Here is a 15,321-nt window from a genome sequence, read left to right on the forward strand (position 1 = left end):
GTATTTTCGTTGCCGGCGCGCCTTGCATGAAAGTATTACGTATGGGCTGGTGGGTTTCAATGTCCGGTTTCAGGCTTTTTTTAAGCACGCACGAAGACGGAGTTGCGTGACCGCAAGCTCAGAGCAAGGATGGCGACGGAAACTGCGGCCATAGCAGCATGCGGCGTGGCGAAACGCAGCGCGAACCTGACCCAAAGTTCCAGCATCCAGCAAAACGGCGCGTAGCCGCAGATTTCCGGAGTTTCCCATGTCGATGGTGATGCATCTCGCCGAGGCAAAACCGGGTCAACTGACCACCAGCTACAAGCACTATTATATAGAGCGTCCGTGCCGCATCCTTGTGGTCGGGCAGCACCTGAAGACGAAGACGAAATATCAATGCCTGCTGCGCCATATCTCGATCGGCGGCGCCATGGTGGATTTCAACGCCAATATACTTTTGCCAAAACATTTCTTCCTGCAGATCGACGGCTTCCAGGAGGAGATCGGTTGCTCGCAGGTTCATCGGCACCGGAGCGAACTCGGCGTGCGCTTCAACATGCAGCTGGCGCCGGAATTCCTGAGCCGCCTGATTCGGCTGAACTTTACCAGTGGCCTGATCTGAAAGCGGGCCGCTGACCGCAAGGCTTCTCCTATTATCGCTCACCGGCAATCCAGACAGGGCTACCAGCCGTAGTAAGGGCGAAAGAGGATCGAGCGTCATGAAAACTGTTTTGATCGCCTACGCGGGAACGCTGGTGTCCCTGATGATTGCCGACGCCATCTGGCTGGGGCTGGTCGCAAGGGCATTCTATCGAGATCAGCTCGGCGAACTCATGCTGCCATCGCCAAATTTCGCCATCGCCTCGATTTTCTATGTGTTTTTCGCGATGGCCATCGTTCTCCTGGCCGTCCTGCCAGGAGTGCGGGCCAGCTCTCTCCTCACCGCGCTCGGATATGGTGCTGTTCTCGGCCTTGCTGCTTACGGCACCTACGACATTACCAATCTGGCGACATTGAAGGGCTGGCCGCCGATTGTCAGTCTGGTCGATATGGCCTGGGGAACCTTTGTCACCGCGTTTTCGGCAAGCTGTGGCCTGCTAACCTGCAGCTATCTTGCCGATCCGATGTCCTGATTCGTGACGCAGTGACCGGCAGAATGCATCAATTTCTACCCTCATTAAAACTTTAGGGAATGTTTTCAAAGGATTGCAATATCCCTGACCGATCCTGCATTCATCGCACACTGCCCTCATGAGGAGGATAAGAGCGGTGAACGCAAACGATGCGGCAGATGTGGATCAATCATCCAGGCCGATCGCTATCGAGGGAGTGACGATGCAGAACTCGACGATGTATTCGGTGGTCAGTTCCAAGCTGTACGAACAGCGTTTCGAACGTTTTGTGATCGGACAGGCCGGTACGTTGATGGCAGTCAAGCCTGGGCTCGGCGGCGTCTCGACCCGAACCTGCAAGATGACAGAGATTTCTCGCGGGGGCGCCAGCTTCGTCGTCAATACGACGATCGGCCTTCCCCAGCACTATTATCTGACCATCGTCGGAACCAAGAAGCGAATCGGCTGTGCTGAGGTCTACCGGCGCGACAACCGGATTCAGGTGCATTTCATCAAACCGATCGATGAGGAATTCCTGCATCAGATCGTCCGTTACGAATTCTTCACCGGCGGCGAAGTGAAGAAGCACTAGCACTAGCGCCAGCGCCAATTCGAGCATGCCTTGCCAGGAATGTGGTCTCTCGCGCGATGGATTTGGTTTCCATGACTGCGAATCCTCGCTAATCTCCGCCACGATTTCATTCGTCGTCAGGCTCGATATTCAGCAATGTCCGCATTCTCCAGATTTACCCCGCTCGTCACCTCGCTTCCCTCCACCATTCCCTTTGTCGGGCCTGAAGCGATCGAGCGTCAGCGTGACCGCCCGATCGCAGCGCGAATCGGCGCCAATGAGAGCGGCTTTGGCCCGGCTCCATCGGTGCTGTCGGCGATGGCGGCGGCCGCCGCAGGGGTCTGGCAATATAATGACCCGGAAAATTTCGAGCTGAAGAAATCGCTTGCCGCCCATCTGGGTACCGGGGCGGAAAACATCGCCATCGGTGAAGGCATCGACGGCCTGCTCGGGCAGATCGTTCGCATGGTGATCGAGCCCGGAATGCCGGTTGTCACCTCGCTTGGCGGCTATCCTACATTCAATTTCCATGTCGCGGGGCATGGCGGCCGGCTGGTGACGGTTCCCTATGTCAACGACCGCGAAGATCTCGACGGGCTGCTGGCCGCCGTCAAACGCGAAAATGCGCCGTTGGTCTATTTCGCCAATCCCGACAACCCGATGGGCAGCTGGTGGGACGCAGACAGCGTTATTGCCTTCGCAAGAGCCTTGCCCGAGACCTGCCTTCTCATCCTCGACGAGGCCTATGGCGAAACCGCCCCGGCGGGCACCATTCCCCCGATCGCCTCATTGATCGACATGCCGAACATCGTCCGTACCCGGACCTTCTCCAAGGCTTATGGCTTGGCGGGAGCCCGTGTCGGGTATGTCATCGGTACGCCGGGAACCGCACAGGCCTTCGACAAGATCCGCAACCATTTCGGCATGAACAGGATCGGGACCGCTGCGGCTATCGCAGCGCTGGCGGACAAGGACTATCTGGCCGAGGTTCTGGAAAAAATTGCCGCCTCACGCGGCAGGATCGCCGAAATCGCTGATAGCAACGGACTGAAGCCCCTGCCTTCGGCAACGAATTTCGTGACGATTGATTGCGGCAAGGATGCCGTCTTTGCCCGCGCCATCGTTGACGGGCTTATGGCCGACCACGGCGTTTTCATCCGCATGCCGGGTGTTGCGCCCCTGAACCGTTGTATCCGCATCAGCACCGGGCCGGAGGCGGACATGGCGCTTCTGGAGGAAGCTTTGCCGAAAGTTCTGGAATCGCTCGGCAGGCAGTAGAAACCGCGCCCCATCTTCGGAGGTCTCGGTCCCTACCGCCTGTCGTCGATGCAATCCTGTTTCAATGCACTGTCATCCATTCGCGGGCGGCGCGCAGGGCCGTGGCGAGGTCGGTCTTGTTCATGGTCATCGCCAGATCGGCACGCAGCGCTGCTGCCCGGTCCGATCCCTTGATGGCCGCGATGTTCAGCCATTTGTGCGCGGCGACGAGATCGACATCGCAACCACGTCCGGTTGCATACATCAAGCCCATTTCACAAAAGACGTCCGCGCGGTTTTCGCCACCCATTGTGGCATCCGAAGCATTCTGAATGTCAAAGCGTGCCATTGTCTCTGTCCCTGTTTACCTGGTTTGTTACGTCGGTAGTCCCTGTTTTATCTGCCTTTTTGAGGCTCCTTTAAGGGGCCGCCGTCTTGTGCGGCTTTGGCCCCCTGAAGGATGTCGGCGGGGTGTTTTTCCCTGCTCGTCTTATGGGTCTGAATATGCAGCAGCGGTTTCAATACACGCTTAAAATGCATGATTAATGTGAGGCAAACAAAGTTCAAACGATTGGTAAACTTGGGTTTTTGTTAAACATCGGACTGACCGGAAACGCTGGCTTTTGCCTCAATCTTTACGGAAAATTCAGACGCCGATTTCAACCAATCGCTAACCACGCAAAACGGTCGCATGTTGGGCCTTGCGGAAAGAGACGGCGCAACAAGCCGCATTTTGCTCGATCCCTTCATCGCAAAACCAGTGACTTCCGTATTTACGTTTACGTCCGCGTAAGTTATTTTCCGGAAATTGAGCGGTGAGGAGACCGACTCTGACAACCTTTCGCCCGGAACCATCGGGTGTCCGGCGAATTTTACGGGAGGGACATGATGATTCGTACATTGATACTTGCGGTAGCCATGACAATGGCCACGGCAGCGTCCGGCTTCGCCGCCGAACCGATTGTCGGCAATTGGAAGACGGCCAGCGGCGAGACCGCCGTCATCACGTCCTGCGGCGGCAGCTATTGCATCACGTTGAAGACGGGCAAACATGCCGGCAAGCGCATCGGCAGCATGAGTGGCAGCGGCGACAGCTATTCCGGCGAGATCACTGATCCCGCCAACGACAAGACCTACAGTGGCAATGCATCGATCAGCGGCGCCTCGCTGAAAATGCAGGGCTGCGTTCTCAAGGTTCTCTGCAAGTCGCAGACCTGGACACGGATGTAATCAAGCTGGACATCCGGTGGCCACGCTGGATTCTGCTCTTGATCTTCGGCGCGCCGCCGCGTCCGGCGCGCCGCCTAGCTGAACAGAATTGTTTCGGCTGGCCGCCTGCAGGCACTTGTTCTTCCTTCTCCCAAATCAGCAGACCTTTTCTGAACAGCGATGTTCATAATCAGCGCCCGATTCTGCTCCTTTGACGCCAGTATGGCTGCCAAACGGCTTTAAGCACCCCTTGAGCGGTTCAGAACGCCGCGAAGATGAACGGGAGATGAACCGAGGTCTCAGGAAGAGTTCAGTTTGCTTGTGCGAAAACGTCATCATCGAGTTGAACCCCGATCGACACACCAGATCAAACGGACATAGCCATGGACATTCTCGCCCGCCGCCTCACCATCATCAGCATGCTTATGGTCGTTTTCGCATTGACGCTCGCAGCCGCTGTCAGCGCCGATAGCCAGCGCCGCCGTCACAACTATGCCGGCTCGATTGCCGACTGCACCGTGCACACCACGAAGTTCTGCGAACAAGCCAAGCTCTAAGGATCAAAGACGATGTTCTCCCTCACCCATTCCGCAACCATCGCACTGCGCATGCTGACGCTCGCAGCCCTTTTGATGGCTCCGATGGGTGCAGTTGCCTACAGCAAGGCCTCCGGCCTTGGTATCGGCAAGCAAGGAGCCGGCCTTGTCCTTTTCGTCACGCTGCAGCGCCAGTCGATGAGCTGAAGCTGCAAGCCTGATTTAAGCTCCGGGTGCGCTTGCACATTTGAACCGACTGCCTTCCTATAATCAGCTACAGGAAGGAACCCGATGCCCATTTCCGCATTCGCCGTCTATGCCCTTGCCGCTCTTGCGGAGATCGCCGGCTGCTTTGCCTTCTGGGCCTGGTTGAAGCTCGACAAACCGATCTGGTGGCTCATTCCCGGCGTGGCAAGCCTTGCACTGTTCGCCTGGCTTCTCACTCTTATCGAAACAGCAGCGGCCGGACGTGCCTATGCGGCCTATGGCGGCATCTACATCGCCGCTTCGCTGGCTTGGTTGTGGATTGTCGAGGGTGTCCGGCCGGATCGATGGGATGCGACCGGCGTCATTCTCGCCCTTGCCGGCACCGCTATCATCCTTGGCGGACCGCGCTGAACGGCTTTTCCTGAACGTGACCTGTGCAATCCAATCTTGTCGTTTGCTTGTAAAAAACAGCATCCTATAATGCCGTATGAACAATCGAATCTCTTCCCTCTCCGCCCTTTCCATCGCAACGCCCGACGTTTTCGAACCACAGACGTTTGACGATCCGGTTGCCGCCGTCGATGCGCTTCTGGCGCTTTACGAGCGCAATACGAAATTCCTGGTCGATGCCTTCACCGAACTTGGCCGGACCGGAACGCCGGTCTCGCGTTACCGTGCCTGCTATCCGCAGGTCAGCATCGAGACCAGCAGCTTCAGCCATATCGATTCGCGCCTCTCTTACGGCTATGTCAGCGCGCCCGGGGTCTACACGACCACGGTCACCCGGCCGAAACTGTTCCGGCATTACCTGAAGGAACAACTTGGGCTGTTGATCCGCAGTCATGGCGTCGGTGTTACCGTATCGGAATCGACGACGCCGATCCCGCTGCATTTCGCCTTCGGCGAAGGCGCCTATGTCGAAGCGGCAATGGCTGAGAATATCGACATTCCGCTGCGCGACCTGTTTGACACGCCGGATCTGACCACCACAGACGATGAAATCGCCAACGGCGCCTATGAGCCCGGCCCCGGCGAGCCCTCGCCGCTTGCCCCGTTCACCGCCCAGCGCATCGACTATTCGCTGGCTCGTCTCAGCCACTATACGGCGACCAGCGCGACGCATTTCCAGAATTTCGTGCTGTTCACCAACTATCAGTTCTATATCGACGAATTCTGCGCCTGGGCACGTCAGCAGATGATCGATGGCGGCAATGGCTACACCGCCTTCGTCGAGCCCGGCAACATCACCACCCAGCCCGGATCGGACAAGCCCGATTCGGACCTGACGCTTGCCCGGCTGCCACAGATGCCGGCCTATCATCTCAAGAAGAAGGGCCATGGCGGCATTACCGTCGTCAATATCGGCGTCGGGCCTTCGAACGCCAAGACGATCACCGACCATATCGCCGTGCTGCGGCCGCATGCCTGGCTGATGCTTGGTCATTGCGCCGGCTTGCGCAACAGTCAGACGCTTGGCGATTATGTGCTTGCCCACGCCTATGTCCGCGAGGACCATGTGCTGGACGACGACCTGCCGGTCTGGATCCCGATCCCGGCGCTCGCCGAAGTTCAGGTGGCGATGCAGGATGCCGTGGCGGAAGTGACCGGTTACGAGGGCTATGATCTCAAGCGGATCATGCGCACCGGCACCGTTGCCACCATCGACAACCGCAACTGGGAACTGCGTGACCAGCGCGGTCCGGTCAAGCGACTGTCGCAATCACGCGCCATCGCACTCGATATGGAATCGGCGACCATTGCCGCCAACGGTTTCCGCTTCCGCGTTCCCTACGGCACCCTGCTCTGCGTCTCCGACAAGCCGTTGCATGGAGAACTGAAACTGCCGGGCATGGCGACGGCCTTTTACAAGACACAGGTCAGCCAGCATTTGCAGATCGGTATTCTTGCATTGCAAAAACTGGCAGCCATGCCGCCGGAAAAACTGCATTCCCGCAAGCTGCGCAGCTTCTTCGAAACTGCGTTCCAGTAAGTTTCAACGGCGCGGCGATAGAACCATCGACAAAAGCGTGCCGGCAACCGCCGACACGACGATCAGCAGATGCGCATTGACGCTGGCGCTGGCAAGCAGGTCAAAGGCGGCGCCTTTCGCTGGCGCACCGAAGGATATAGCGCCGGCGGTAATGCCGGCCGGATAGGTGCCGACACCGGCGGGGGCATGCACCGGCAGAACCGACGACAGTTCACCGCCAAGCGCGCCGCCGAAACAGGCGGCAAGCGGCAGAACGCCCATGGTCGCCAGAACCCAGGCGAGCACGGCGACCTTCGTTGACCAGTTGAGAACGGTCATCAACCATGCCCTGACGAAGACCAGCGCATTGGCGGGTAGCCCGGCTTCGACCTCGACTAGAAACTGGCCGAACTTTTCCGGCAGCCGACGCTGCAGAACGGCAAGGGCATGACCCTTCAATAGAAACAGCGCCAGCGGTGACACAAGAAAAAGCCCCCACAGCAACCAGCCAAGCGCCTGGTTATCACGGCCAATGACGAGGCCGACGCCCGCGGCGGCGAACAGGGCGTGCAGATCGAGAAGGCGCATGAGCAGCAGCGCCGAGGTGCTGCGCGTCAAAGGGACGGCAAATTCCGACCGCATCAGGATCGGAAAACTGGTCTCGCCTGCCCGGAATGGCAACATGATGTTGAGAAGGTTATGGACTTGCGTCACACGCAGAAGCGTGAGGAAACGGCCGCGTGTTTCGTTCGGAAAATAGTCGTAAATCCGATAGCAGCGGATGAAATAGGTTCCGACCAGAAGCAGCAGCGCCGACAGGACAGGAAAGAGACCAATCCCGGCCCATTGCCGCAAAAGAACCGGCCAACCCCAGATCCATTGGATGAACGCGGCGTAGGCGACGACAGCCACAAGGGAGATGGCGCTCATCCGGTTGCGGACAAGCCATGAGCCCCGGCTGGCATCCTCTCCTGCATTCATATATTTGGTACTTTCCTGTCCGGTGCTATGGCACGGCTGGTTATCACGATAACCCAGGCGAGAGAACCTGCACGTTTTTAAAAGGCTTTGATTTTGGATCCCATCTTGGAAGCAAACAGGGTAGATAGCGAAACGGCCCCGCCGGTCGAGTTGTCCGTTGTCGTGCCGATCTATAACGAAGAAGAAAGCGTCGGTCCGCTGGTCGCCCGCATCCGGGAAGCCATGCTCAATTTCGACAAGCCGTGGGAACTCATTCTCGTCAACGACGGAAGCACCGACGGCACGCTTGTCAGCGCCCGCAAGGAGCTCGAAAGCGGCCTACGCTTGAGAATCGTCGAATTGCAGCGCAATTTCGGCCAGACCGCCGCCATGCAAGCGGGTATCGATCTCGCATCCGGCAGATTGATCGCTACGCTCGACGGCGACCTGCAAAACGATCCGCGCGATATTCCGCCGATGGTCAAGGCGATCGAGGAGCGCGAACTCGATCTTCTGGTCGGCTGGCGCAAGAACCGCCAGGACGGCCTTTTCCTGCGCAAGATCCCGTCCTGGTGCGCCAACTACCTGATCGGCAAGATCACCGGCGTGAAACTGCACGACTACGGTTGCAGCCTGAAAATCTATCAGGCGTCTATCATCAAGCAGGTCCGGCTGATGGGCGAGATGCACCGGTTCATTCCGGCCTGGGTTGCCGGCGTCGTGCCGAGCAGCCGCATCGGTGAGATGCCAGTCACCCACCACGCCCGCCAGCATGGCACGTCGAAATACGGAATTTCCCGAACCTTCAGGGTGATCCTCGACCTGCTGTCAGTGTTGTTCTTCATGCGCTACAAGGCGCGGCCGGGGCATTTCTTCGGGTCAATCGGACTTGCTGCCGGCGGCCTCAGCGCCCTGATCCTGTTCTACCTGTTCATCGACAAGTTCCTGCTCGGCAACGATATCGGCACGAGACCGATGCTGATCGTTGGCGTCATGCTGTTCCTGTCCTCGGTTCAGCTGATCACCACCGGCATCCTCGCCGAAATGATGGCGCGGCTCTATTCCGGCGAGAACGACACGCCGCCCTATATCGTGCGCAAAGTTTTCGAGCAGGATAAAGCTGATGCCTCACGCTGATTCCCGCCGCGCCGATGCAATGATTTTTGCCGTCGCCGCGTATTTTGTGCTGTGTGTGGCCCTGCGCGTGTTCATCTCTCCGGCGCTCGAAATCGACGAAGGCGAACAGGCCTTCGTTTCGCAGTTTCTGGCGCTCGGCTATGGTCCGCAGCCTCCCTTCTACAATTGGCTGCAATATGCCGTGGTGGAGGCATTCGGCGTCTCCCTGACGGCGCTGACCATCCTCAAGCATCTGCTGCTTTTTCTCTGTTGTCTGTTTTATGGTCTCGCCGCCCGGACCGTCATCAAGGATCGAACGCTGGCGGCCATGGCCATGCTGGGCGTGCTGACCCTGCCGCCGGTTTTTCTGCTGGCTCAGCGGGACCTTTCGCACACCGTCTCCGCACTCTTTGCGGTGTCGCTGTTTCTCTACGGATTTTTCAGGACGCTACGCAATCCAAGCCTGTTTTCCTATCTCCTGACAGGGGTCGCCGTCGGTATCGGGCTGATTTCGAAGTACAATTTTGCGCTGGTGCCGGCTGCTGCCGTTCTTGCCGTTCTGCCGGAGCGGGATTTGCGTCAACGCATTTTCGATTGGAGGCTGATTGCCTCCCTCGCCGTCGCCTTTGCGATCGTCCTGCCACACGCTTACTGGATTCTTCACAACCTCACATCGGCCTCGGCCGGCACCATCAACGAGATGAAGGAAGGACTGGAAGGCGGGCGGCTGGCTCAAGCGTTCAAGGGAACCATTTCGCTGATCTCGGCGATCTTCGGGGCGACCATTCTACCGATCGCCTTCTTTCTTGCGGTCTTTCCCTTCGACATCAAACGCATCTGTCTCGCGGAAAGCCAATGGACCCGGATAACGGGGCGGATCATCTGCCTCTGCCTGATTGCCGTCCTGCTGATCGTTCTCGGCCTTGGCGCCACCCATATCCGGGAAAAATGGCTCGCCCTGTTCGTGGTTATTCTACCACTGTATCTCTGCCTCAAGATTGATGCGGCCGGGATCGAAACAACCGGAAAACTCAAGCGTTTTGCCATTCCCCTTTTCATCATGATCTTCGCGGTGCTCATCGGCGTTTCGGCGCGGGTCGTGACCTCGCCAATGCTGGGCTCCTACAACAAACTCAACGTTCCCTATGAGGCATTCATCCGCGAGATTACGCAAAATTACACCATCCAGCCTGCCCTGGTCATTGCCGACGATACCAATCTTGCCGGTAGCGTGCGTTTGCAGTTGCCGCTGTCAACCGCCATCACGACCTACAATCCGCCAGTTCCTCTTGCGGCCGGGTGGCGATCGGCTGGACCGGTTCTGGTGATGTGGCGCGGCAAGGGAGAAGCACAACCGGCTCTTCCCGAGAACCTCCGGCAAAAGCTTATCGAAGGCGGCGTGGCGCCCGGCGATATCGTGCCGCTCTTTAGTGCGCCGCTCTATCATCTCGCCAAAGGAGATGATCGCTACGGCTTCGGCTATCTCTGGCTGGCACAGCAAAAGCCATAGCGCCGCAGCGCGTCCCGGTCACTGGCCGACGAGCAATTTCAATTCGCCCGGATGAATGCGCAGAGCGACATCCCGGCCGATCGGCAGCAACTCACCGTCGATGACGCAATTGATGTTGCGGCGCTCGCGAGGAAAATGCAGGTCGACGGCGGTGGCGCTCATCTCGGTGATCAGCGGGCTGTCACGGAATTTCCCACGCAGGATATCGACAGTCAGCTTTGCGACGCCATGTGGCTTCAATGGAGGCGCTGTATAGAAGCCCAGATGCCCCCCTGTAAGATCGTCCGCATACATCAGCGCATTCGGCCCGAAATGATTGTTGGACACGGAGATGGCGGAAACCTTGCGCGTTTCGCGAACCCCATCGACCTCGAACTCGATCTCGAATTCCGGCGGGTTGAACATCACACCGAGGGCTGCGCGTGTGCTGGCCCGGATTTTTCCGAGCCTTGAGGCAAAACTGTAGGATTCGCGGTAGCGCACCATGCGGGCATGCAGCCCCATGGAAAACTGATGCACGAAGGCACGGCCATCGGCACTGCCGATATCGGCTTCAATGATCCTGCCTTCGGCAAGCACATCCAGCACTTTCCAGATATCCAGCGGCAGTTTCAGCGCCCGGGCAAACAGGTTCATCGTTCCAGCGGGTACCACGCCGAGCGGCATGCCGTTCTTCCACGCAACGCCTGCCGCCGCGGAAATGGTTCCATCACCACCACCGGCCAGCATCGCATCCAGATCATCGCGACGCGCCGTTTTTTCGAGGATATCTGCCATGCCATCGCCGGAAGCCACGGTGATTTCGATGTCATGCCCGGCTGCACGGAAGACTTCCGCAGCCTTTTTGCTATAGGCGTCCATATCGGTTGTGCGGAATGTTCCGCCGTCGCGATTGAAGATGGCCTTGATTTTCATTCGTGCTCCTTGCAGCTCGTTGGGCTACATATGGAGCGGCACTAACCTTTTTTCAGCCGGCGTCGGCAAAATGACGAATCTTTAATATCGCCCGCCCCAAACTTGCCGTGATGCGCCAGCTATTCGGCAGCCTGCAGCAGGATATGTTCGTCGCCCCAGAGCTTCATCGCCATGATGACAGGCTCGAGGCTACGGCCACGCGGGGTCAGACAGTAATCCACCCTCGGCGGGACGACGGCAAAAACGGTGCGCTCGACAAGGCCGTCGGCTTCCAGTTCACGCAGTTGCTTGGTCAGCATGCGCTGGGTGACGCTTGTCAGGCGGCGGCGGATTTCGTTGAAGCGCATCGTGCCATCCAGCAGATGATAAAGGATGACACCCTTCCACTTCCCATCGATCAGATGCAGTACGCCCTCGACCGGGCAGCCGGGAGAGCAAGTCAGGAGCTTGTGGCGAACACGCGGCATTCACGGTATCCTTTTGGGTACTATATACACTTATTGTGCATTCTTGCGCTCCTGCATCATAATGCGCATCTAGCTTCTGTTCAAACATCAAGGAGCCACCCATGCGCGCCATTGCCTACAAGATTCCCCAGCCCATTTCGGCCGAGACCTCGCTGATCGATGTTGACCTGCCTGTGCCGACGCCGGAAGGGCGAGATATTCTGGTCGAGGTGAAGGCGATCTCGGTCAATCCGGTCGATGTCAAAATTCGTGCCAACGCCAAGCCGGAGCCGGATCAGCTGAAGGTGCTTGGCTGGGATGCGGCAGGGATCATCAAGGCGGTTGGCCCGGGTGTGAAACTGTTCCAGCCGGGGGATGCTGTCTTCTATGCCGGTGCCATCGACCGGCCAGGAGCCAATTCCGAATTCCATCTGGTTGACGAGCGCATCGTCGGCAGGAAACCGGAAACACTGGATTTTCCGGCCGCGGCCGCCCTGCCACTGACCTCTCTGACCGCCTGGGAGGCCCTGTTCGACCGGCTGAAGGTCAACGATCCGGTTCCCGGCGCTGCCAACGCGATCCTGATCATCGGCGGTGCCGGTGGCGTCGGCTCGATTGCCATCCAGCTTGCCCGGGCGCTGACCAATCTCACCGTGATCGCCACCGCTTCGCGGCCCGAAACCCAGAAGTGGGCCTATGATCTCGGTGCTCATCATGTGCTCGATCATTCCAAGCCGCTGGCACACCAGATCGACCAGCTGGCGCTCGGCGCGCCGGCCTTTGTCTTTTCAACGACCAATACCACCGATCATCTGGAAGAGATCATCCAGCTGATCGCCCCGCAGGGCCGCTTCGGGCTGATCGATGATCCGAAAGTGCTCGATGTCGTGCCGTTCAAGCGCAAGGCCGTGTCCATCCACTGGGAGCTGATGTTCACCCGGTCGCTATTCAAGACCAAGGACATGGAGGAGCAGAACAGGATACTCACCGAGATCGCCCGGCTGGTCGATACCGGCAAAATCCGTTCGACGCTGACAGAGACGCTGGGGCTGATCAACGCCGAAAACCTGAAAAAGGCGCATGCCCTGATCGAAACCGGCCGGACCAAGGGCAAGCTAGTGCTGGCGGGATTCTGACGCGACCGGCACCCCGAGAAACCGGCTTTTCCGCAGTTCCTGCGGGAACGCTTCATTGGCCGCGCTCGCCATAAACAGGAGGTAGCGCGGTACACCCGATAGTCTCTGAAAGAGAGGATGCCGCGTTACCCGGAATTGTTCTCCGCACCCCAGCGGGCCGGTTCCGGGGTTCGTTTCATAACCTGTTTCTGGAGAGAGAAATGCCTTCCCTTATTGATTTTCTCATCGGTTCCCGTACCTTCGGCTATCTGGCGCGCACTGTCCTGACCTCCATGTTCTGGGCAAGTGGGCTGGCCAAACTCTTCGATTTCAATGCCGGCGTCGCCGAAATGTCGTTCTTCGGCCTAGAGCCTGCGCCGCTCGTCACCATTGCCGTCATTGTCACCCAGCTTGGCGGATCAGCCCTGATCATCGCCAATCCCTGGACCTGGCTTGGTGCCGGGGCGCTGGCAGTCTTCACCGCACTGACCATTCCGATCGCCCATACGTTCTGGACCATGCAGGAGCCGATGAAGACGCTCGAATTCTATGTCGTCATGGAACATATCACGGTCATCGGCGCACTGATGGTCGTTGCCTGGAAGTCTGCGCCGGTGCGCGAAGCCCCTACCCTTCCCGGCTCTGGTTTTGCTGAACTCAACGCATAGAGTTGTCTCGCCACCGTCGCGAAAACGCCTGCGGATCGCATCCAGCAGGCGTTTTCATTGCGGTATCCTCGGGAGCCCGCGCGCTACCCGAACCATCACGTCAACTTACTGCGGTGATAGTAGCGCGAAACGCGGACGCGGTTGCCGCAGCGGGCAGCCGAACACCAGCGGCGGCGGGCATTGCTGCCGACGAACAACATGACGCAATCCTCTGCCGCGCATTTGCGGATCAGCGTCACGTCGCCGGAGGTGAGCAGTGCGGCCGCATCCTCGGCTAGAAACCCGGCAAGCCTAACCGCCGGTGCGCCTGCCCGTTCGCTGGCCAAAACCGGCGGGTCACCCCATGCAAGCTGGCGCATGACGGGCGACGCACGCATGGCGGCGTTCAAGCCATCAATTTCCGCGCGCGGCACCGGCCTACCGTCGCGGGCATGGGCGATTGCCGAAGCGGTGTGATCGCGCACGGCCATCACCGGCGCCAAGTCACCAGCCGTCAAGGCGTCAAACTCCATAACCACGCCCTCTGGCAAACGATCGGATTCCGCCTCCAGCCAAAGCTGCAGACCCGCTGCCGTTTCGAGCAGATCCACTTGGCCATCAGCCGTCAGGGGCCGGGTATTGACGAGATCGAGGGCCAACGGTTCGCCAGTGAAAGGGATCAGATCCATGCTCAGCCTTTCGTCTATCTTTCGTCTATAATGTATATTTTTACGATTGACACATTAGTTACTCGAATGCAAACCTAACGCATAAATTCAAACCATACGGGTGTTAAAATGGCATTGCACAGCATTCCCTCCATCCGTCACCGGTTTATCGAGGCCGGCGGCGTTCACGTTTTCTATCGAGAAAGCCTGCCGGAAACGGGCAAGGACGCACCAACCATCCTGCTGCTGCACGGCTTTCCCGCCTCGTCGCACCAGTTCCGGCGCGTGATGGACGCCCTCGGCAGCCACTACCGGCTGATTGCCCCCGACTATCCGGGCTTTGGCCACAGCGAAGCGCCCACTTCCACCAACGAGAACGGCACATTTACCTATAGCTTCGACAATCTGGCGACTGTGATGGAGGCCTTTGTCGATGCGCTGTCACTCAAGCGTTTCATGCTCTACGCCTTCGATTTCGGCGCACCGGTCGGGTTTCGGCTGGCAACCCGCCGGCCAGAGCTGATCGCCGGGTTGATCGTCCAGAACGGCAATGCCTATCTGGAGGGACTTTCGGACATCGCCCGCGACTTTATCGCCCTTGCCCCATCCAACGACGGCGCTGTGGAGCAGGTTCGCAATCTTCTGACACTGGACATGACCCGCGGGCAATATGAGGGCGGCACGGCGCAGCCGGAACTCGTCCCTCCCGATGGCTGGACGATGGACCAGCACTTCCTCGACCGGCCCGATCGCCGCCAGCCGCAACTCGATCTCGCCTTTGACTACAAGAGCAACCTTGTCCGCTATCCGGAATGGCAGCAGTGGCTGCGCCAAAGCCAGCCGCCGACGCTGATCACCTGGGGCCGCAATGATCCCTTCTTCACCGAGGCAGGCGCCCGTGCCTTTTTGGCCGACGTACCGGAGGCGGAGCTGCACCTGTTCGACACCGGTCACTTCGCCCTTGAAGAAAGGCTGCCCGAGATCGCACCACTGATCGCCGATTTCGTCGAGCGCAAATGGTCCCTTGGATGAGACAGCAAAGGCGCCGGAGCATTGAGCTCACGGCGCCTTTGTCGAGTTGAATATACTTGCGCCCAGTTC

At 58.7% G+C, this 15,321-nt stretch carries 19 protein-coding genes; 14 read left to right on the plus strand and 5 right to left on the minus strand.

Translation table 11 applies throughout. From position 1 onward, the window contains the following. Positions 1-247 precede the first annotated feature (247 nt). The 4 genes from ACSQ3J_RS01915 to ACSQ3J_RS01930 all read left to right on the plus strand — a co-directional run bounded on the left by ACSQ3J_RS01915 (position 248) and on the right by ACSQ3J_RS01930 (position 2,943). A complete protein-coding gene (locus ACSQ3J_RS01915) occupies positions 248-604 on the plus strand; it encodes a PilZ domain-containing protein (protein WP_060503620.1) in 357 nt (118 codons plus the stop codon). A 97-nt stretch (positions 605-701) separates the two neighbouring features. Beyond that, positions 702-1,115 (plus strand): DUF2177 family protein, encoded by a 414-nt coding sequence (locus ACSQ3J_RS01920; RefSeq protein ID WP_060503621.1) that lies wholly within the window; start codon positions 702-704, stop codon positions 1,113-1,115. 136 nt (positions 1,116-1,251) lie between these two features. Continuing rightward, positions 1,252-1,686 (plus strand): PilZ domain-containing protein, encoded by a 435-nt coding sequence (locus ACSQ3J_RS01925; RefSeq protein WP_244482033.1) that lies wholly within the window; start codon positions 1,252-1,254, stop codon positions 1,684-1,686. A gap of 135 nt (positions 1,687-1,821) precedes the next feature. Further along, the gene (locus ACSQ3J_RS01930; RefSeq protein ID WP_060503622.1) at positions 1,822-2,943 is read left to right on the plus strand and encodes a pyridoxal phosphate-dependent aminotransferase; all 1,122 of its coding nucleotides are present in this window, start codon (positions 1,822-1,824) and stop codon (positions 2,941-2,943) included. Positions 2,944-3,004: 61 nt separating this feature from the next. Here the strand turns inward: ACSQ3J_RS01930 and ACSQ3J_RS01935 are convergent, their stop codons facing one another. Further along, complete coding sequence (locus tag ACSQ3J_RS01935) at positions 3,005-3,271, minus strand: SEL1-like repeat protein (protein ID WP_060503623.1); 267 nt, start codon at positions 3,269-3,271, stop codon at positions 3,005-3,007. Between the two features lie 539 nt (positions 3,272-3,810). Between ACSQ3J_RS01935 and ACSQ3J_RS01940 the strand changes: the two genes are divergently transcribed. The 5 genes from ACSQ3J_RS01940 (at position 3,811) to ACSQ3J_RS01960 (ending at position 6,864) form a co-directional block, all read left to right on the plus strand. Continuing rightward, entirely contained in the window at positions 3,811-4,152 is a 342-nt protein-coding gene (locus tag ACSQ3J_RS01940; protein ID WP_060503817.1) for a DUF2147 domain-containing protein, read from the plus strand. Positions 4,153-4,514: 362 nt separating this feature from the next. Continuing rightward, on the plus strand, positions 4,515-4,688 hold the full coding sequence (locus ACSQ3J_RS01945) for a hypothetical protein (protein WP_037107006.1): 174 nt from the start codon (positions 4,515-4,517) through the stop codon (positions 4,686-4,688). 12 nt (positions 4,689-4,700) lie between these two features. After that, complete coding sequence (locus ACSQ3J_RS01950; RefSeq protein ID WP_164491951.1) at positions 4,701-4,874, plus strand: hypothetical protein; 174 nt, start codon at positions 4,701-4,703, stop codon at positions 4,872-4,874. 90 nt (positions 4,875-4,964) lie between these two features. Further along, positions 4,965-5,285: a YnfA family protein gene (locus ACSQ3J_RS01955; protein WP_060503818.1), complete on the plus strand. Its 321-nt coding sequence runs from the start codon at positions 4,965-4,967 to the stop codon at positions 5,283-5,285. A gap of 76 nt (positions 5,286-5,361) precedes the next feature. Further along, the gene (locus ACSQ3J_RS01960) at positions 5,362-6,864 is read left to right on the plus strand and encodes an AMP nucleosidase (RefSeq protein WP_060503624.1); all 1,503 of its coding nucleotides are present in this window, start codon (positions 5,362-5,364) and stop codon (positions 6,862-6,864) included. Between the two features lie 3 nt (positions 6,865-6,867). Here ACSQ3J_RS01960 and ACSQ3J_RS01965 read toward each other — a convergent pair whose 3' ends face one another. Then, a complete protein-coding gene (locus tag ACSQ3J_RS01965) occupies positions 6,868-7,824 on the minus strand; it encodes a lysylphosphatidylglycerol synthase domain-containing protein (RefSeq protein WP_060503625.1) in 957 nt (318 codons plus the stop codon). Between the two features lie 105 nt (positions 7,825-7,929). Between ACSQ3J_RS01965 and ACSQ3J_RS01970 the strand changes: the two genes are divergently transcribed. Both ACSQ3J_RS01970 and ACSQ3J_RS01975 read left to right on the plus strand, forming a co-directional pair. Further along, a complete protein-coding gene (locus ACSQ3J_RS01970) occupies positions 7,930-8,940 on the plus strand; it encodes a glycosyltransferase family 2 protein (protein ID WP_200954861.1) in 1,011 nt (336 codons plus the stop codon). Continuing rightward, positions 8,927-10,429: an ArnT family glycosyltransferase gene (locus ACSQ3J_RS01975; RefSeq protein ID WP_060503626.1), complete on the plus strand. Its 1,503-nt coding sequence runs from the start codon at positions 8,927-8,929 to the stop codon at positions 10,427-10,429. Before ACSQ3J_RS01970 ends, ACSQ3J_RS01975 begins: the two co-directional genes overlap by 14 nt. Positions 10,430-10,447: 18 nt before the next feature. Here ACSQ3J_RS01975 and ACSQ3J_RS01980 read toward each other — a convergent pair whose 3' ends face one another. Together ACSQ3J_RS01980 and ACSQ3J_RS01985 are read right to left on the minus strand one after the other, a co-directional pair. Then, the gene (locus tag ACSQ3J_RS01980) at positions 10,448-11,344 is read right to left on the minus strand and encodes a diacylglycerol/lipid kinase family protein (protein ID WP_060503627.1); all 897 of its coding nucleotides are present in this window, start codon (positions 11,342-11,344) and stop codon (positions 10,448-10,450) included. A gap of 119 nt (positions 11,345-11,463) precedes the next feature. Beyond that, positions 11,464-11,811, minus strand: coding sequence for a winged helix-turn-helix transcriptional regulator (locus ACSQ3J_RS01985; RefSeq protein WP_060503628.1), 348 nt, complete (start codon positions 11,809-11,811; stop codon positions 11,464-11,466). Between the two features lie 101 nt (positions 11,812-11,912). Here ACSQ3J_RS01985 and ACSQ3J_RS01990 point away from each other — a divergent pair, with 101 nt between their 5' ends. After that, on the plus strand, positions 11,913-12,926 hold the full coding sequence (locus ACSQ3J_RS01990; RefSeq protein ID WP_060503629.1) for a zinc-binding alcohol dehydrogenase family protein: 1,014 nt from the start codon (positions 11,913-11,915) through the stop codon (positions 12,924-12,926). 200 nt (positions 12,927-13,126) lie between these two features. Next, positions 13,127-13,573 (plus strand): DoxX family protein, encoded by a 447-nt coding sequence (locus ACSQ3J_RS01995; protein WP_060508678.1) that lies wholly within the window; start codon positions 13,127-13,129, stop codon positions 13,571-13,573. 95 nt (positions 13,574-13,668) lie between these two features. Here the strand turns inward: ACSQ3J_RS01995 and ACSQ3J_RS02000 are convergent, their stop codons facing one another. Further along, a complete protein-coding gene (locus ACSQ3J_RS02000) occupies positions 13,669-14,241 on the minus strand; it encodes a CGNR zinc finger domain-containing protein (RefSeq protein ID WP_060503631.1) in 573 nt (190 codons plus the stop codon). A 108-nt stretch (positions 14,242-14,349) separates the two neighbouring features. Here ACSQ3J_RS02000 and ACSQ3J_RS02005 point away from each other — a divergent pair, with 108 nt between their 5' ends. Further along, a complete protein-coding gene (locus tag ACSQ3J_RS02005; RefSeq protein ID WP_060503632.1) occupies positions 14,350-15,252 on the plus strand; it encodes an alpha/beta fold hydrolase in 903 nt (300 codons plus the stop codon). Positions 15,253-15,321: the final 69 nt, after the last annotated feature.

The organism is Rhizobium sp. LjRoot98 (assembly GCF_964252935.1).
GTDB lineage: Bacteria > Pseudomonadota > Alphaproteobacteria > Rhizobiales > Rhizobiaceae > Pararhizobium.

Bases quoted from the DNA above. Each gene is read 5' to 3' on its own strand.
- ACSQ3J_RS01915 (WP_060503620.1), top strand. From the start codon at position 248: ATGTCGATGGTGATGCATCTCGCCGAGGCAAAACCGGGTCAACTGACC.
- ACSQ3J_RS01920 (WP_060503621.1), top strand. From the start codon at position 702: ATGAAAACTGTTTTGATCGCCTACGCGGGAACGCTGGTGTCCCTGATG.
- ACSQ3J_RS01930 (WP_060503622.1), top strand. From the start codon at position 1,822: ATGTCCGCATTCTCCAGATTTACCCCGCTCGTCACCTCGCTTCCCTCC.
- ACSQ3J_RS01935 (WP_060503623.1), bottom strand. From the start codon at position 3,271: ATGGCACGCTTTGACATTCAGAATGCTTCGGATGCCACAATGGGTGGC.
- ACSQ3J_RS01940 (WP_060503817.1), top strand. From the start codon at position 3,811: ATGATTCGTACATTGATACTTGCGGTAGCCATGACAATGGCCACGGCA.
- ACSQ3J_RS01945 (WP_037107006.1), top strand. From the start codon at position 4,515: ATGGACATTCTCGCCCGCCGCCTCACCATCATCAGCATGCTTATGGTC.
- ACSQ3J_RS01950 (WP_164491951.1), top strand. From the start codon at position 4,701: ATGTTCTCCCTCACCCATTCCGCAACCATCGCACTGCGCATGCTGACG.
- ACSQ3J_RS01960 (WP_060503624.1), top strand. From the start codon at position 5,362: ATGAACAATCGAATCTCTTCCCTCTCCGCCCTTTCCATCGCAACGCCC.
- ACSQ3J_RS01965 (WP_060503625.1), bottom strand. From the start codon at position 7,824: ATGAATGCAGGAGAGGATGCCAGCCGGGGCTCATGGCTTGTCCGCAAC.
- ACSQ3J_RS01975 (WP_060503626.1), top strand. From the start codon at position 8,927: ATGCCTCACGCTGATTCCCGCCGCGCCGATGCAATGATTTTTGCCGTC.
- ACSQ3J_RS01980 (WP_060503627.1), bottom strand. From the start codon at position 11,344: ATGAAAATCAAGGCCATCTTCAATCGCGACGGCGGAACATTCCGCACA.
- ACSQ3J_RS01985 (WP_060503628.1), bottom strand. From the start codon at position 11,811: ATGCCGCGTGTTCGCCACAAGCTCCTGACTTGCTCTCCCGGCTGCCCG.
- ACSQ3J_RS01990 (WP_060503629.1), top strand. From the start codon at position 11,913: ATGCGCGCCATTGCCTACAAGATTCCCCAGCCCATTTCGGCCGAGACC.
- ACSQ3J_RS01995 (WP_060508678.1), top strand. From the start codon at position 13,127: ATGCCTTCCCTTATTGATTTTCTCATCGGTTCCCGTACCTTCGGCTAT.
- ACSQ3J_RS02000 (WP_060503631.1), bottom strand. From the start codon at position 14,241: ATGGATCTGATCCCTTTCACTGGCGAACCGTTGGCCCTCGATCTCGTC.
- ACSQ3J_RS02005 (WP_060503632.1), top strand. From the start codon at position 14,350: ATGGCATTGCACAGCATTCCCTCCATCCGTCACCGGTTTATCGAGGCC.